This window comes from Streptomyces lucensis JCM 4490 (assembly GCF_014650035.1).
GTDB lineage: Bacteria > Actinomycetota > Actinomycetes > Streptomycetales > Streptomycetaceae > Streptomyces > Streptomyces lucensis.
On the sequence record NZ_BMUE01000001.1, the window covers coordinates 91029 to 106081 of the forward strand.

At 73.1% G+C, this 15053-nt stretch carries 14 protein-coding genes; 7 read left to right on the forward strand and 7 right to left on the reverse strand.

Translation table 11 applies throughout. The features are described from left to right. Positions 1-72: 72 nt before the first annotated feature. The gene (locus IE177_RS00440; RefSeq protein WP_190012644.1) at positions 73-969 is read left to right on the forward strand and encodes an NAD(P)-dependent oxidoreductase; all 897 of its coding nucleotides are present in this window, start codon (positions 73-75) and stop codon (positions 967-969) included. Between the two features lie 54 nt (positions 970-1023). Then, complete coding sequence (locus tag IE177_RS00445; RefSeq protein WP_190012645.1) at positions 1024-1299, forward strand: DUF1876 domain-containing protein; 276 nt, start codon at positions 1024-1026, stop codon at positions 1297-1299. A 116-nt stretch (positions 1300-1415) separates the two neighbouring features. On the opposite strand, the gene IE177_RS00450 is transcribed toward IE177_RS00445, so the two are convergent. From IE177_RS00450 to IE177_RS00465, 4 genes are all read right to left on the reverse strand, one after another. Further along, positions 1416-2576 (reverse strand): serine hydrolase domain-containing protein, encoded by a 1161-nt coding sequence (locus tag IE177_RS00450; protein WP_190012646.1) that lies wholly within the window; start codon positions 2574-2576, stop codon positions 1416-1418. Between the two features lie 148 nt (positions 2577-2724). Beyond that, positions 2725-3483 carry an energy-coupling factor ABC transporter ATP-binding protein gene (locus tag IE177_RS00455; RefSeq protein ID WP_190012647.1) on the reverse strand — a complete coding sequence of 253 codons (759 nt, stop codon included), beginning with the start codon at positions 3481-3483 and terminating at the stop codon, positions 2725-2727. After that, a complete protein-coding gene (gene cbiQ, locus IE177_RS00460; RefSeq protein ID WP_190012648.1) occupies positions 3471-4232 on the reverse strand; it encodes a cobalt ECF transporter T component CbiQ in 762 nt (253 codons plus the stop codon). Before cbiQ ends, IE177_RS00455 begins: the two co-directional genes overlap by 13 nt. Before the next feature lies 1 nt (position 4233). Beyond that, a complete protein-coding gene (locus tag IE177_RS00465) occupies positions 4234-5286 on the reverse strand; it encodes an energy-coupling factor ABC transporter permease (RefSeq protein WP_190012649.1) in 1053 nt (350 codons plus the stop codon). A gap of 149 nt (positions 5287-5435) precedes the next feature. Here IE177_RS00465 and IE177_RS00470 point away from each other — a divergent pair, with 149 nt between their 5' ends. Then, positions 5436-5789, forward strand: coding sequence for an SsgA family sporulation/cell division regulator (locus tag IE177_RS00470; RefSeq protein WP_190012650.1), 354 nt, complete (start codon positions 5436-5438; stop codon positions 5787-5789). Between the two features lie 52 nt (positions 5790-5841). Here IE177_RS00470 and IE177_RS00475 read toward each other — a convergent pair whose 3' ends face one another. The 3 genes from IE177_RS00475 to IE177_RS00485 all read right to left on the reverse strand — a co-directional run bounded on the left by IE177_RS00475 (position 5842) and on the right by IE177_RS00485 (position 10873). Then, positions 5842-7512 (reverse strand): penicillin-binding transpeptidase domain-containing protein, encoded by a 1671-nt coding sequence (locus tag IE177_RS00475; RefSeq protein ID WP_190012651.1) that lies wholly within the window; start codon positions 7510-7512, stop codon positions 5842-5844. 97 nt (positions 7513-7609) lie between these two features. After that, on the reverse strand, positions 7610-8959 hold the full coding sequence (locus IE177_RS00480; protein WP_229815838.1) for a penicillin-binding transpeptidase domain-containing protein: 1350 nt from the start codon (positions 8957-8959) through the stop codon (positions 7610-7612). A gap of 156 nt (positions 8960-9115) precedes the next feature. After that, a complete protein-coding gene (locus IE177_RS00485; protein WP_190012652.1) occupies positions 9116-10873 on the reverse strand; it encodes a dolichyl-phosphate-mannose--protein mannosyltransferase in 1758 nt (585 codons plus the stop codon). Positions 10874-10978: 105 nt separating this feature from the next. Here IE177_RS00485 and rsmI point away from each other — a divergent pair, with 105 nt between their 5' ends. From rsmI to IE177_RS00505, 4 genes are all read left to right on the forward strand, one after another. Then, on the forward strand, positions 10979-11827 hold the full coding sequence (gene rsmI, locus IE177_RS00490; protein ID WP_190012653.1) for a 16S rRNA (cytidine(1402)-2'-O)-methyltransferase: 849 nt from the start codon (positions 10979-10981) through the stop codon (positions 11825-11827). A gap of 223 nt (positions 11828-12050) precedes the next feature. Continuing rightward, complete coding sequence (locus IE177_RS00495; RefSeq protein ID WP_190012654.1) at positions 12051-12455, forward strand: hypothetical protein; 405 nt, start codon at positions 12051-12053, stop codon at positions 12453-12455. A gap of 68 nt (positions 12456-12523) precedes the next feature. Next, positions 12524-13426: a TatD family hydrolase gene (locus IE177_RS00500; RefSeq protein WP_190012655.1), complete on the forward strand. Its 903-nt coding sequence runs from the start codon at positions 12524-12526 to the stop codon at positions 13424-13426. 158 nt (positions 13427-13584) lie between these two features. After that, positions 13585-14994, forward strand: a complete 1410-nt coding sequence (locus IE177_RS00505) for a resuscitation-promoting factor (protein ID WP_190012656.1) — start codon at positions 13585-13587, stop codon at positions 14992-14994. The last annotated feature ends 59 nt before the right edge of the window (positions 14995-15053 follow it).

Genomic DNA, 15053 nt, shown 5'->3' on the forward strand with positions numbered 1-15053 from the left:
CGCGGCACCGCGCCGGCCGTACGACGATGGTCTCGGACCCCGAGGCAGCAACCGGACGACAGGGAGCCGTCAATGACCGACAAGCCGACCGTCAGCGTCCTGGGCACCGGCATCATGGGTGCCGCCATGGCCCGCAACCTGTGCCGTGCCGGACTCGGCGTGCGCGTCTGGAACCGCACCCGCGAGAAGGCCGAGCCACTGGCCGCCGACGGTGCCCGGGTCACCGGCACGCCCGCCGAGGCGGTGGACGGCGCCGACGTCGTCCTGACCATGCTCTACGACGGCAACACCGTCCTGGACGTGATGCGCGAGGCCGCCCCCGCCCTGCGTCCCGGCACCGTGTGGGCGCAGTGCACCACGGCGGGGACCGAACTGGTCCCCGACCTGGCCGCGTTCGCCCGCGAACACGGACTGGTCTTCTACGACGCCCCCGTCCTCGGCACCCGCCGGCCCGCCGAGGACGGTCAGCTGACCGTGCTGGCGGCGGGCCCCGAGGAGGGCCGCCGGACGGTGGAGCCGGTCTTCGGCGCGGTGGGCGCCCGGACGGTGTGGACCGGCGACGACGGCGGCGCGGGCAGCGCCAGCCGGCTCAAACTGGTCGCCAACAGCTGGGTGATCGCGGCCACCGCCGCCACCGGCGAGGTCCTGGCCCTCGCCAAGGGCCTCGGCGTCGACCCGCGGCGGTTCTTCGAGCTCATCGAGGGCGGACCGCTCGACATGGGGTACCTGCGGGCCAAGGCCGCGCTGGTGCTCGACGGCGAGCTGTCGCCCGCGTCGTTCGCCGTGGCCACCGCCGAGAAGGACGCCCGGCTCATCGTCCGGGCGGGCGAACGCAGTGGAGTGCGGCTCGACGTCGCCGCCGCGGCCGCCGAACGGTTCGCCCGCGCCGCCGCCCTGGGTCACGCGGACGAGGACATGGCCGCCGCCTACTTCGCCAGCTTCGGGGACGGCGGCCAGGCGCCGACATGACGGGCTGGGTGCCCTGGCGCACCCTGGAAGCAGCGGCTTTCGGAGGTGGTCCACATGATGCACACCGCTGTGGGATGGCACGTCGAGCTGGAGTTCATGGAGGACGATCAGCACACGCGCGCGGTGGCCATGGTGCGTCTGGCAGACGGCACCGAGGTGCGGGCGCACGGTCGCGCGAGCCGGCACCAGGTCGACTCCAACCAGCCCAGGGTCGGCGAGGAGATCGCCGGCGCCCGCGCTCTCAACGAGCTGGCGATGCAACTGCTGACCAAGGCGCACGAGGAGATCGACACGGTGTCCGGACGGACCTCGCACCCGATCCACGTGTGACGTGCGGACGGCGGCGCGGCGCGGTGGGTGCCCGCCGCCGTCCGGCGCGGATTCCCAGGCCGTGTCCGCGAAGCCGCCCGTCCCGCGGGCGAACGACGCGGCTTCGCGGACGCGACCTAGGCGAGCGCGGTGCGCAGCGCCCGTACGAGGGCCTGGGCCCGGGGGTCCGCCGTCACGCTCTTGCGGAAGCCGTTGGTGACGTAGCCGAAGGCGATGCCCGTCCCGGGGTCGGCGAACGCCAGGGCGCCACCCCGGCCGGGGTGCCCGAAGGAGGCGGGGGAGAGCATCGGGGACGCGCCGCCGTGCAGCATGTAGCCGAGGCCGAAGCGGGTGCCGACGACCAGGACCCGGTCCGGGCCCGAGGACTCCTCGGCGCGGGCCAGTTCCGCGGTCCGGGGTGTGAAGAGCCGCCTGCCGCCGTCCACCTCGCCGATGAGCGAGGCGTAGAAGCGGGCCAGGCCGTCCGCGGTGGCGATGCCGTTGGACGCGGGCAGGACGGCCGCACGGTAGGCGTCCGCGTTCTCGTCGGCCGCCGGGGTGATCGCCGCGAACGCGCGGCGGGTCAGGGAGTTCTCGTCGGCGTAGGCCTCGGCCACCGCGCGCTTGGGGCGGGCCCGCAGGCCGCCCACGGCCTCCGGCGCCTCCAGGGGGCCGACGCGCCCCACGCGCGCGTGCTCCGTTGCCGGCAGGCCGAGCCACAGGTCCGCGCCGGCGGGCCCCGCGATCTCGTCGGCGATCCACTCGCCGACCGGGCGGCCGGTGACGCGCCGGACCAGTTCGCCGACGAGCCAGCCGTACGTGTGGGCGTGGTAGCCGTGGTCCGTGCCCGGCTCCCACACCGGTGCCTGCGCGGCGACGGCCTCCGCGCCGAGGCCGGGATCGGCGGCCTCCCGCGGGGTCAGCGGCCGGTCCAGCACGGGCACGCCCGCGCGGTGGGCGAGCAGGTGCCTCACGCGCGTGTGCTCCTTGCCGGCCGCCTTGTACTCCGGCCAGTACGCGCCGACCGGGGCGTCCAGGTCCAGTTCGCCGCGCTGGTGCAGGAGCAGCAGCGCGGCGGCGGCGACGCCCTTGGTCGCGGACCGCACGACCTGCGCGGTGCCGCGCTCCCAGGGCGCGTCCCCGTCGATGTCCCTGGCGCCGGCCCACAGGTCCACGACCCGGTGGCCGTCGCGGTACACGGCGACGGCGGCGCCGCGCTCGCCGAGCAGCGCGAAGTTCGCTGCGAACGCCTCCCTGACCGGCTCGAAGCCCTCGGCCACAGTGCCGTTCACGTCCACGTCCGCCGTCCCCTCTTCCCTTGACCGATCGCCTGCGACAGTGCGTGCAACGGCGCACGTGCGCCTGCGATTCCTCGGTGGGGGCGGCCGGGCGGAATCGTTACATCAGGAGTGCTGCGCGCGCCGCCGCGGTACGGTCCCCGGCGCGTCACGCGCCCGTGGTCACGGACCTCGGGTCGAAGCCGAACGGCAGCTCCAGGCGGTGCGCCCGCATCAGCTCCTCGTCGCAGAGCAGCTCGCCGGTGGGGCCGTCGGCCGCGATCACGCCGTCGCTGAGGACGAGCGAGCGCGGGCACAGCTCCAGGGCGTAGGGCAGGTCGTGGGTGACCATGAGGACCGTCACATCCAGGGAGCGCAGGATGTCGGCGAGCTCGCGCCGGGAGGCCGGGTCGAGGTTGGAGGACGGCTCGTCCAGCACGAGGATCTCCGGCTCCATCGCGAGCACGGTCGCGACGGCGACCCGGCGGCGCTGGCCGAAGGACAGGTGGTGCGGCGGCCGGTCGGCGAAGTCCTGCATGCCGACCCGCTCCAGGGCGCCGCGCACCCGCTCCTCCAGCGCGGCACCCTTGACCCCGGCAGCCGCCGGCCCGAACGCCACGTCCTCCCGGACCGTCGGCATGAACAGCTGGTCGTCCGGGTCCTGGAAGACGATGCCGACCTTCTGCCGGATCTCGGCCATGTGCCGCTTGCCGACCGGCAGCCCGGCCACGGTCACCGTGCCGGTGCCGCCGCCCAGGATGCCGTTCAGATGCAGCACCAGGGTCGTCTTCCCGGCGCCGTTCGGGCCGAGCAGCGCGACCCGTTCGCCGCGCGCGACGGAGAAGTCGACGCCGAACAGGGCCTGGTGGCCGTCCGGGTAGGCGAAGGCCAGTCCGGCCACGTGCAGCGAAGGTGTCACAGGAACCATCCCAGCAGACAGACGACGAGGGCGGCGCAGGGGAGTGCGAGGGCGTACGACCACTGCGCCCGGGACGCGGTCACCTCGTCGATCACCGGCATCGAGCCCGCGTACCCCCGGCTCACCATGGCCAGGTGCACGCGCTCCCCGCGCTCGTAGGAGCGGATGAACAGCGCGCCGGCGGACTTGGCGAGCACGCCCCAGTGGCGCACGCCGCGGGCCTCGAAGCCGCGCGACTCACGGGCGATCCGCATCCGGCGCATCTCGTCGGTGATGACGTCGCCGTAGCGGATCATGAAGGAGGCGATCTGCACGAGCAGCGGCGGCAGCTTCAGCCGCTGCAGCCCGAGCAGCAGTTCGCGCAGCTCGGTGGTGGCGGCGAGCAGCACGGAGGCGGCGACCCCGAGCGTGCCCTTGGCGAGCACGTTCCAGGCGCCCCACAGCCCGCTCTCGCTCAGCGACAGCCCGAGGACGTGCACCCGCTCGCCCTCCGCCACGAACGGCATGAGCACCGCGAACGCTACGAACGGCACCTCGATCAGCAGCCGTTTCAGCAGGAAGCCGGCGGGCACGCGCGCGTGGTACGCGACGGACGCGAGCAGGACGGCGTACACGGCGAACGCCCACATCGCCTCGCGCGGGGTCGACACCACGACCACCACGAACAGGAACGCGGCGGCCAGCTTGGTGTGCGGCGGCAGGGCGTGCACGGGCGAGTGCCCGTGCCGGTAGAGCCGGTGCGCGTGTCCCGCCCCCACGTCAGGCGCCCGTGCTCGCGGTCGAGGCGGGGGAGACGTCCGCGCCGCGGCGCCGGCGCACCGCCCAGAACACCGTGCTGCCCGCCACGACGGTGACACCGACGCCGATCACCCCCGCGAGACCGCCGGACAGCCGGGCGTCGGAGACGTCCTTGACGCCGTAGTCGGCGAGCGGGGAGCCGGACGACGCGTGCTTCTCCTCCTTCCGGTCGATCCCCTTGTCGTGCGCGACCTTCTCCAGGCCGTCCGGGTCGGCGGAGGCGTAGAAGCTGACGAAGCCGGCGAGGACGAGGGAGGCGACGAGACCGGTCGCCCACAGCGTGCGCCGCGAGGTGCGCGCCGCGACGGGCGCCGTGGGAGCGGGCGCGTCCACCAGCGCTCCGTTCACCCGCAACCGCAGCCGCTGCCGCAGGCCGCGCGCCCCGTGCACCAGGTCCGGGCGGACGGCGATGACGGCACCGACCGTGAGCGCGGTGATGACCGCCTCGCCGACGCCGATCAGCACGTGGACGCCGATCATGGCGGTCGCCACCTTGCCGATGGCCACGTCCGTGGTGCCGCCGACCGCGTAGACGAACGTGAAGGCCACGGCCGCGGCCGGCACCGAGACCAGGGCGGCGACGAAGGAGGCGACCGTGACCGAGCGCCGCTTGCGGGGCAGCACGGCGAGCAGCCCGCGGAACACGGCGTAGGAGACGACCGTGGTGACGATCGCCATGTCGGTGATGTTCACGCCGAGCGCGGTCAGCCCGCCGTCGGCGAACAGCACGCCCTGCATGAGCAGCACGACCGACACGCACAGCACACCCGTGAAGGGCCCGACGAGGATCGCGGCGAGCGCTCCGCCGAGGAGATGGCCGCTTGTTCCGGCCGCGACGGGGAAGTTGAGCATCTGTACGGCGAAGATGAACGCCGCCACGAGACCGGCCAGCGGGGCCGTCCGCTCGTCGAGTTCGCGGCGGGCGCCGCGCAGGCTCACCGCGAGGGCGCCGGCGGCGACCACTCCGGTGACCGCCGAGGTGGGGGCGTCGATGAATCCGTCAGGTACATGCACCGTTCAAGTTTAGAGCCTTGTTGCGAACGCTTTGCAAGAAAGACGGCGTCTCGTCTTTCGCCGGGGCGCACGGCTGAAACTGTGCGACTCTGGGTAGGAAGCGGATGCACGGCCTTCGCATAGGTCACCCAGCGTGAGAGGGCGGTCCGATGTCCGTAGTCGAACAGTACGCACGCGCCCATGTCGTCACGGACGAGGACGACCCCGGGGCCATAGACCCCGGCGCGATACCCGTGGTCCTGCGCTACGACCCCGACAGCGATCCCCGGTCGGTCCGGATCGGTCTGCCCGGTACACACGAGTGGACCTTCTCACGCGCGTTGCTGGAGCGGGGCCTGCGCGCCCCGGCCGAGAGCGGTGCGGTGCGGGTGTGGCCGTGCGGGCGCGTCCAGGCCGTCGTGGAGTTCCACTCGGACAACGGTGTCGAGGTCGTGCAGTTCGAGTCGAAGGCCCTGGTCAGGTTCCTGCGCCGGACGTACACGGTCGAGCCCGTACGGACCTGACCCGGCCGGCTCACGGCCCCGAGGCTCGGACGGACCCCCGGTTCGGAACCGGTCAGCCCCCGGCCCCGAGCTTCAGCAGCGTCGCCACGATCGGGCCCGCCGTGTCGCCGCCGTGCCCGCCCGCCTGGACCACACCCGCGGCGGCCAGGTCGCCCCGGTAGGCGGTGAACCAGCCGTTCGGCTTCTTCTGCCCGTCGACCTCCGCCGAGCCGGTCTTCGCGCCGTAGTCCGGGCCGAGCCCCGCCATCGCCTCGGCGGCCGTGCCGTAGGCGGCCGTGTACCGCATCAGCTCACGCAGCTGGGACAGCGTCGCACCCGACATGGTGCGCTGCGCCGTGGCCAGGGTGCGGTGGTCGACGGACGGGGACACCAGGTACGGCTGGTGGAAGGTGCCCGACTTCACCGTCGCCGCCACGGAGGCCATGTTCAGCGGGTTCATGCGCACCCCGCCCTGCCCGATCAGCGAGGCCGCCATCTGCGCCGCCGACTGCACCGGCACCGAGCCGTCGAACGTGGGCACGCCGATCGCCCAGTTGTTCATGGACAGGCCGAAGACCTGCTGCGCCTGCTTGGTCAGGTCGCCGTTCTTCAGCTTCTTCGCCTGGCTGATGAAGGCGGTGTTGCAGGAACGGGCGAAGCTCGCCTTGAACGTGCCGCCCTTTATCTGGAAGTCGTCGTCGTTGTGGAACTTCCAGCCCCCGTAGGTGACCGTCTTGGGGCAGGGGTGCGTCTTGTCCGCCGACGCCAGGCCCTTCTCGATCAGCAGCGACGAGGTGATGACCTTCATCGTGGAGCCGGGCGCCATGGAGCCCTGGAAGGCGGTGTTGAAGCCGTGGCCGCTGTTGGCGACCGCGAGTATCTCCCCGGTCGACGGCCGCAGGACCACCACCGACGCGCGCGCCCGCTTGCCGACCTGCCGCTCGGCCGCCGCCTGCAGCGCGGGGCTGAGCGTCGTGCGCACCGTGCCCGGAGTCCCCTTGCTCAGCTCCAGGAGCGTCTTGTCGGACAGCTTGGCGGCCTTCGACGCCTTGCCGCGCACCACACGCAACTCCACGCCCGCCTTGCCGCCCGCCTTCTTGCCGTACTTCTCGCGCAGGCCGTCCAGCACCGTGCCCAGGGAGCGGTACCTGGCGGCCGTCAGCTCGCCGCCGTCGCGGTCCAGCGCCTTCACCGGCGGGGTGCCGGACTCGCCGGTGACGAGCGTGTCGCCGTCCTTCAGGTCCGGGTGGACCACGGAGGAGTGCCAGTCGACCAGCGGCTCGCCGTCGCTCTTGCGCCGGACGACGGTCAGCGAGCTGCCGTAGGTGAGCGGCTTGCTCTGGCCGCGGTACGACACGGTCGCCTTCACGGAGAACGGCACCTTGGCGCCGGCTGCCGTCCCGGTGGTGAGCGTGACGCCCTTCAGGTGGGCGTCCTTGGTGTAGCCGGTGAGCAGCGCGCCGGCCGCGGACGGGTCGTCGGTGGCGGCGGCCGCCCGGGAGACCTGGCCCTTGCGCCAGGCGGTGAGGAAACGCGCCGAGGCCGTGCGGACCTCGGCCTGGGAGAGGGGCCCGGTCTTCACGGTCCGATGCCCGGACGCGGCCGAGTTCTCGTCGGCGGCGGCGCCGGAGCCGTACAGCGCGTAGACGCCGATGCCGGCGCCGCCGACGACCGCGGCGATCATCCCGCCCAGGACGACGGGCCGGGTCCTCCGCCGCTCGGCGACGCGCCTTCTCTTGCCCACAGCCTCAGTTCCTCCGCACCTTCCCCAGGGTCCCCGCAGCCCTCACATTCCCCGACGACGCCCCAACACTGTAAGGTCCCCGCCTCCGCGGGTGATCTCAGCCCGCGTTCCGTAGCACGGTTGCGACAATCGGACCGGCCGCGTCGATGCCGTGACCGCCGTCCTGGACCATCGCGGCCGCCGCCGTGTCGTCGCGGTAGCCGGTGAACCAGCTGTCGGACCTCGCCTCCCCGTCGACCTCCGCGGAGCCGGTCTTCGCGCCGATGTCCCCGCGCAGGCCGGCCATCACGCCGGCCGCGGTGCCGCTGCGGGCGGTGCGGTTCATCATGCCGCGCAGCTGCGCGACCGTGCCCGCCGGCAGCCCGCGCGCGCGGGCGGGTTCGCGGTGGTCCAGGGCGAGCGGCACGAGCACCGGCTGACGGAAGGTGCCGGTCATCGCGGTCGCCGTCACGGAGGCCATGTTCAGGGGGCTCATCTGGACCTTGCCCTGGCCGATGAGGGCGGCCGCCTTGTCGGAGCCGTCGGCGACGGGCACCCGGCCGTCGAAGGAGGGCACACCGATCTGCCAGTTGTTCCGTCCTAGCCCGAACCGGTCCTGGGCCTCCTTGGTGAGGGTGTCCGGCTTCACCTCGTCGGCGAACTTCACGAAGGCCGTGTTGCAGGAGCGGGCGAAGCTGTCGGAGAGGGTGGCGTGCTCGTCCGGCTCCAGGTCCTTGAGGTTGTGGAACGTCTGGCTCAGGGAGACGGCGGACGGCGGGCAGGGAGCCGCGCCGTTCGCGGTGGTCAGGCCGTTGTCGATGAGGGTCGCCGCGCTGACGATCTTCATCGTGGAGCCGGGTGCGCGCTCGCCGTTCAGGGCCGCGTCGAAGCCGTCGGAACGGTGGTTGGCGACGGCCAGGATCTCGCCGGTGCTCGGCCTGACGGCCACGACGGAGGCGTCGGTGTACTTGCGCACGGCCGCCTCGGCCGCCGCCTGCGCCCTCGCGCTGAACGTCGTACGGAGCCTGCCCGGCCTGCCCTCGGCGAGGGTGAGCAGGGGGGTGTCGGCCCGTCCGGTGCCGTCCGCGTTCGCGTCCGCGTGGTGGACGGCCAGCTCCACGCCGCCCTTGCCGCCCGCCTGGTCGCCGTACCGCCGGCGCAGCTCGTCCAGGACCGGGCCGAGGGAGGGGTACTCCTCCTTCGTCAGCACGTGGCCGTCGCGGTCCAGGGCCTTGATCGGCGGAGCCGCGGAGGCGCCGGTGACGAGTGTGTCCCCCTTGCCCAGCCGCGGATGGACGACGGACGGCTGCCAGTCCACCAGCGGGCGGTGCGAGGTCTCGCCGCGCACGACGGTCAGGCTGCCCTTGTAGCCGCCCCTGGCCCACTCGATCCGGTCGTGATAGATGGCGACGTCGGCGTTCTTGCCTTCGATGTGACTCTTGAAGGTCATCAGCGCTCTGCTGGACATAGAGGTGCTCCTGGGTTCAGTGCGGCGTGGTACATGCCGTGCACAACTAGACGCGCGCCAGTAGGTGAAGGTTGTACAAACACCTGCGGCCTCCGACGGCCGGCAACGGCGACGGGGGTGCGGCGTTCCGCCGCGCCCCGCAGTACGTCTGTCCAGCTAGACCCAGGTGTCCAGCCACATCCGTGACCGCCACTGGTCGATCGGGATGGCCTGGCCCGTGTACAGGGGCCAGAAGTAGATGAAGTTCCACGCGATCAGCAGGACCAGGACGCCCGCCGTCGAGGCGCCGATCACCCGGCGGGTGTCGGTGGAGCGGGGTGGGCCGATGATCGCGCCGATCATCATGGCCACCGCCAGGCACAGGAACGGCAGGAAGACGACCGCGTAGAAGAGGAAGATCGTGCGCTCCTGGTAGTGGAACCAGGGGAGGTAACCGGCCGCGATTCCGCAGGCGATCGCGCCGGCCCGCCAGTCGCGGCGGAACGCCCAGCGCCACAGCACGTACAGGAGCGCGAAGCAGGCCGCCCACCACAGCAGCGGGGTGCCGATCGCGAGGACCTCGCGGGCGCACTTCTCCCCGGCGTCCGAGGGGCAGCCGTCGACGCCGGGGGAGGGGGACTCGTAGAAGTACGACACCGGGCGGCCCAGCACGATCCAGCTCCACGGGTTGGACTGGTACGTGTGCGGTGACGACAGGTGGACGTGGAAGTTGTAGACCTCGTGCTCGTAGTGCCACAGGCTGCGCAGCCAGTCCGGCAGGAAGGTCCAGTTACCGCCCTTGCCGTCGGTGGCCGCCCAGTTGCGGTAGTAGCCGCCGCTGCCGTCGGCCGGGGAGAGGATCCAGCCGGTCCAGGAGGCCAGGTAGACGACGAGCGCCACCGGGACCGTCGCCAGGAAGGCGAATCCGGTGTCGTACTTCAGCACCGCTAGGTAGGGGTGGCGGGCGCCGGCCACCTTGCGGGCGCCGACATCCCACAGCACCGCCATCACGCAGAACGCGGCCAGGACGTACAGGCCGTTCCACTTGGTGCCGATGGCCAGGCCCAGCATCACCCCGGCCGCCCAGCGCCAGGGGCGCAGGCCGAAGCGGAAGGTGTCGGCGGTGTCCGCGTCCGGGCGCACCCGGCCGTCGGGGCCGGCCGGCAGCGCGGCGGCCAGTTTCTCCCGCGCCCGGTCCCGGTCGACGATCAGGCAGCCGAACGCGGACAGCACGAAGAACATCAGCACGCCGTCGAGCAGCGACGTCCGGCTCATCACGAAGTGCAGGCCGTCCACCGCCATCAGCGCGCCCGCCAGACAGCCGAGGAACGTCGAGCGGAACATCCGGCGCCCGATCCGGCACAGCATCAGCACGCTCAGCGTCCCCAGCAGCGCCGTCATGAACCGCCAGCCGAACGGGTCGAACCCGAAGACCAGCTCACCGAGGCCGATGACGTACTTGCCCACCGGCGGGTGCACGACGTACGCCGGGTCCGTCGGGACCGCCAGGTGGCCGTGTGTCTGCAGGACGAGCTCGTTGGCGTTCTTGCCGTACTTGTCCCAGTTCACCTCGAAGCCGTGGTGGACGAGCGCCCAGGCGTCCTTGGCGTAGTACGTCTCGTCGAATATCACCGCGCGCGGGCTGCCCAGGTTCCAGAACCGCGTCAGGCCGGCCAGCAGCGTCACCAGCAGCGGGCCGCCCCAGCCCGACCAGCGGGCGATCCGCCCCGCGAGCACCGGCGGGACGCCCAGCGCCTGCCACAGGCGCGGGCTCGGCTCGGCGTACGGGGGAACCAGCCGGTCGCGTACGTCGCCCTCCGGCACGTCCTTCGCCGGTGCGTATCCGAATCGCCGCAGCCGCTGCTGCCACGACGGCCGCTGGTCGTGCGGCGTCTGGCCCTGCCGGAGGTCCATGGAGGACGCGGTACTGGTCACCGCGCCATCGTAGGGAACCGTTCTGTGCGAGTCCCGTGCAAGTGCGGTACCGGCGGGGAAGCGGTCGCTTTCCCGCGGCCCCCGGGGCCCTGGGAGGATGGGGGCGTGACTGGAACCCTTGTCCTCGCAGGCACCCCCATCGGCGACATCGCGGACGCCCCTCCCCGGCTGGCCGAGGAGCTCGCCGGCGCCGACGTGATCGCCGCCGAGGACACCCGGCGGCTGCGCCGGCTCACCCAGGCGCTGGGCGTGACGCCCAAGGGGCGCGTGGTGTCCTACTTCGAGGGCAACGAGTCCGCCCGCACGCCGGAACTGGTCGAGGAACTGCTCGGCGGCGCGCGCGTGCTGCTGGTGACCGACGCCGGGATGCCGTCCGTCTCCGACCCGGGTTACCGGCTGGTCGCCGCGGCCGTGGCGAAGGACGTCCGGGTCACCGCCGTGCCGGGGCCGTCCGCCGTGCTCACCGCGCTCGCCCTGTCCGGGCTGCCCGTCGACCGGTTCTGCTTCGAGGGCTTCCTGCCGCGCAAGGCGGGCGAGCGGCTGTCCCGGCTGCGGGAGGTCGCGGACGAGCGGCGCACGCTCGTCTACTTCGAGGCCCCGCACCGCCTCGACGACACCCTCGCCGCCATGGCCGAGGTCTTCGGGACCGAGCGGCGGGCCGCGGTCTGCCGCGAGCTGACCAAGACGTACGAGGAGGTGCGGCGCGGCCCGCTGGCCGAGCTGGCGCGGTGGGCGGCGGAGGGCGTCCGCGGCGAGATCACCGTCGTGGTCGAGGGCGCCCCCGAGACCGGGCCCGAGGAACTCGACGCCGGGGAGCTGGTCCGCCGGGTGCGGGTGCGCGAGGAGGCCGGCGAGCGCCGCAAGGAGGCCATCGCGGCGGTCGCGGTGGAGGCGGGGCTGCCCAAGCGGGTCGTCTTCGACGCCGTCGTCGCGGCGAAACGCGCCGGTGAGTGAGCGGCGTGTACGCCCTCTGAGCAGGGGTGTTCTCGGCTGAGCGCGCGCCCCATGAGGGGGCAAAGCGCTGTCGCCGAAGGCAAAGCCGAGCGGGCGCGAGAGGGCGGTTTCTGCAAGGAACGTCCAAAACGCCTCCAACACTCGACAGGTCGGCTGCGTATCCGCCGGTGGAGGCGTCCACTGGTCGAAGGGACACACCCCTCCCTCGACAAGAGGAGCCGGCATGAGTGAGACCACCGGGCAGACCGGTCCGCGCGCCACCGCCACAGCCGTCGTTCACGAGTCGTATGCGTTCGCCTGCATGCGATGCGGGCACGGCTGGGAACAGTCGTACGAGATAGAGCACCACACGGACGCCGACGGACAGCAGTTCGTGCGGTACGTGGCCGACGGCCTCGTCGTCCCGTCGCCGCTGAGCCGGCCCAGCTGCCAGAACTGCGACGGCCACCTCGTGCGGATCATGCGCGCGGGGCAGGTCTCGTCGGTGCTCGGCGCGGCGCACGGCAACCGCCACCGGGTGCCGCAGGCGGGCCCCGTCGAGGTGCCGGACGGGACCGCGCACCCCGGCGAGCCGCACCGCTGGCACCTGTCCGATCTCCTCCACCCCTTCCAGCGCAGGGTGGGCTGAGCCCGGGCGGGACCGGCCCGACCGCATCGCCGGCCGTCGAGGGCATGCCCCTTTCGTAGGATCGGGACATGCCTTCGAACGCCGGCCACAGCTCCAAGGGCGACAAGAACGCGGCGCCGCCGCTCCCGGCACCCCTGCAGGTGCCCGTCGCCGACTCCCACACCCACCTCGACATGCAGTCCGGCACGGTCGGGGAAGGTCTCGAGAAGGCCGCGTCGGTCGGGGTGACGACGGTCGTCCAGGTCGGCTGCGACATCAAGGGTTCGCGCTGGGCCGCGGAGACCGCCGCGGCGTACGACAACGTCCACGCCACCGTGGCCCTGCACCCCAACGAGGCCCCGCGCATCGTCCACGGCGACCCCGACGGCTGGTCCCGGCAGGGCGCCCGGGCGGCCGGCGGCGACGCGGCCCTGGACGAGGCCCTGGCCGAGATCGACCGGCTCGCCGCGCTGCCCCAGGTGAAGGGCGTCGGCGAGACCGGCCTTGACCACTTCCGCACCGGCCCCGAGGGCAAGGCCGCCCAGGAACGCTCCTTCCGCGCCCACATCGAGATCGCCAAGCGCCACGGCAAGGCGCTCGTCATCCACGACCGGGACGCCCACGCCGACGTCCTGCGCATCCTGAAGGAGGAGGGCGCCCCCGAGCGCACCGTCTTCCACTGCTACTCCGGTGACGCCGAGATGGCCCAGGTCTGCGCCCGCGAGGGCTACTACATGTCCTTCGCGGGCAACGTCACCTTCAAGAACGCCCAGAACCTGCGGGACGCGCTCGCCGTCGCCCCGCTGGAACTCGTCCTCGTGGAGACCGACGCACCTTTCCTCACCCCCGCGCCGTACCGCGGGCGGCCCAACGCGCCGTACCTCGTTCCGGTCACGGTCCGCGCGATGGCGGCCGTGCGGGGCATCGACGAGGACGCGCTGGCGACGGCCCTGGGCGCCAACACCGCCCGCGCCTTCGGGTACGAGATGTAGACCACACCGGAACGAGGCGACAGCGCCCGCACGGCTCGGGCGCGCGTTCGAGCGCCACCCTGCGTAGTCGCGCCGCTTTGGAGAGTAACCGCCACTCCGCTAGGTTCTGGGCCCGATCCGGACCCCTCTGGCCGCGTGGCCCTCTGGAGCGTGTCGGCGTGAGCAAGCCGCAGAACGAGACCTTTGAGGCGACCTTCGAGGCGTACGGCCCCCACGGCACGGCGCCCGGCGGGGGCGACGGCGCGTGCCCGCCCGCCGAGCCCGGCCTGCACGAGGCCGAGACGGTGCCGGCCGGTGTGGCGTACGCCGACACCTACCGGCCCGCGTACGAGACGCAAGCGCCCGCGCCGCCGCCGGGGCCGGGAAACACGAGCGTGGACGAGCCGGTGGTACCGCCGAAGCCGGAACCCCCCGCCACCACCTCGGCACGCGGCCGTGGCGCCCGCCGGCGCAGGCCGCGCCTCCTCGAACGCCCGGAGTCCGCCGTACGCCGTCTGCTGCCGCAGGCGCTGGTCGTCGCCTTCCTGGCCGGCGGCACGACCGCGTTCGTCGCCACCGACAAGGCGGTCCAGCTGAGCGTCGACGGCAGACCCCGCACCCTGCACACCTTCGCCGACCACGTCGGTGAACTCCTCGCCGAGGAGGGCGTACGCGTGGGGGCGCACGACATGATCGCGCCCGCCCTCGACACCGCGCTCACCACCGGCGACGCGGTCGCCGTGCGTTACGGACGCCCCGTACGGCTCACCCTGGACGGCCGGCGGCGCACGGTGTGGACGACCGCGCACACCGTCGACGGGGCGCTGCGCCAGATGGGCGTGCGCGCGGAGGGCGCCCACCTCTCCGCCTCGCGTTCCAGAACGATCGGACGCGCCGGACTCACGCTCGACGTCCGCACCGAGCGCGCCGTCACGATCATGGCCGACGGCCGCAGCCGCACCGTGCGCACCAACGCGGCCACCGCCCGCCAGGCGGTCGAGGAGGCCGGAGTCACCCTGCGCGGCCACGACACCACCTCCGTCCCGCCCGGCAGCTTCCCGCGCGACGGACAGACCGTGACCGTGCTGCGGGTCAGCGGCAGCCGGCAGGTCCGGGAGGAGCAGATCCCGTTCCGGACCGAGCGGCGCACGGACCCCACCCTCTTCAAGGGCACCGAGGTCATCGCCGAACCCGGCCGGCCCGGACTGCGGCGGACCACCTACTACCTGCGCACCGTCAACGGAGTCCGGCAGAGACCGCGCCGGGAGACGTCCGAAGTGGTGCGCCGGCCGCGCAAGGAGGTGGTGCGGGTGGGCAGCAGGCCGCTGCCCCCCTCGCTGCGGGACGTCGACCACCTCAACTGGCGGGCGCTCGCCGCCTGCGAGTCCGGCGGCCGCCCGCACGCGGTCGACTCCTCGGGGACGTACGGCGGGCTCTACCAGTTCGACACCCGCACCTGGCACAGCCTGGGCGGCAGCGGACGCCCGCAGGACGCCCCGGCGGACGAGCAGACCTACCGCGCGAAGCAGCTGTACCTGCGCCGGGGGACCGGACCCTGGCCGCACTGCGGGGGGCGCCTGCACCGTTAGTCCCGAGTGGCCGGTCGCGTAGTCACGGGTGGCCGGTCGCGCGGTTCCCCGCGCTTCTC

What these genes read in the sequence shown, in the direction of transcription:
- IE177_RS00440 (WP_190012644.1), top strand. Translation starts at nt 73, where the DNA reads ATGACCGACAAGCCGACCGTCAGCGTCCTGGGCACCGGCATCATGGGT.
- IE177_RS00445 (WP_190012645.1), top strand. Translation starts at nt 1,024, where the DNA reads ATGATGCACACCGCTGTGGGATGGCACGTCGAGCTGGAGTTCATGGAG.
- IE177_RS00455 (WP_190012647.1), bottom strand. Translation starts at nt 3,483, where the DNA reads ATGGTTCCTGTGACACCTTCGCTGCACGTGGCCGGACTGGCCTTCGCC.
- IE177_RS00470 (WP_190012650.1), top strand. Translation starts at nt 5,436, where the DNA reads ATGTCCGTAGTCGAACAGTACGCACGCGCCCATGTCGTCACGGACGAG.
- IE177_RS00480 (WP_229815838.1), bottom strand. Translation starts at nt 8,959, where the DNA reads ATGTCCAGCAGAGCGCTGATGACCTTCAAGAGTCACATCGAAGGCAAG.
- IE177_RS00495 (WP_190012654.1), top strand. Translation starts at nt 12,051, where the DNA reads ATGAGTGAGACCACCGGGCAGACCGGTCCGCGCGCCACCGCCACAGCC.
- IE177_RS00500 (WP_190012655.1), top strand. Translation starts at nt 12,524, where the DNA reads ATGCCTTCGAACGCCGGCCACAGCTCCAAGGGCGACAAGAACGCGGCG.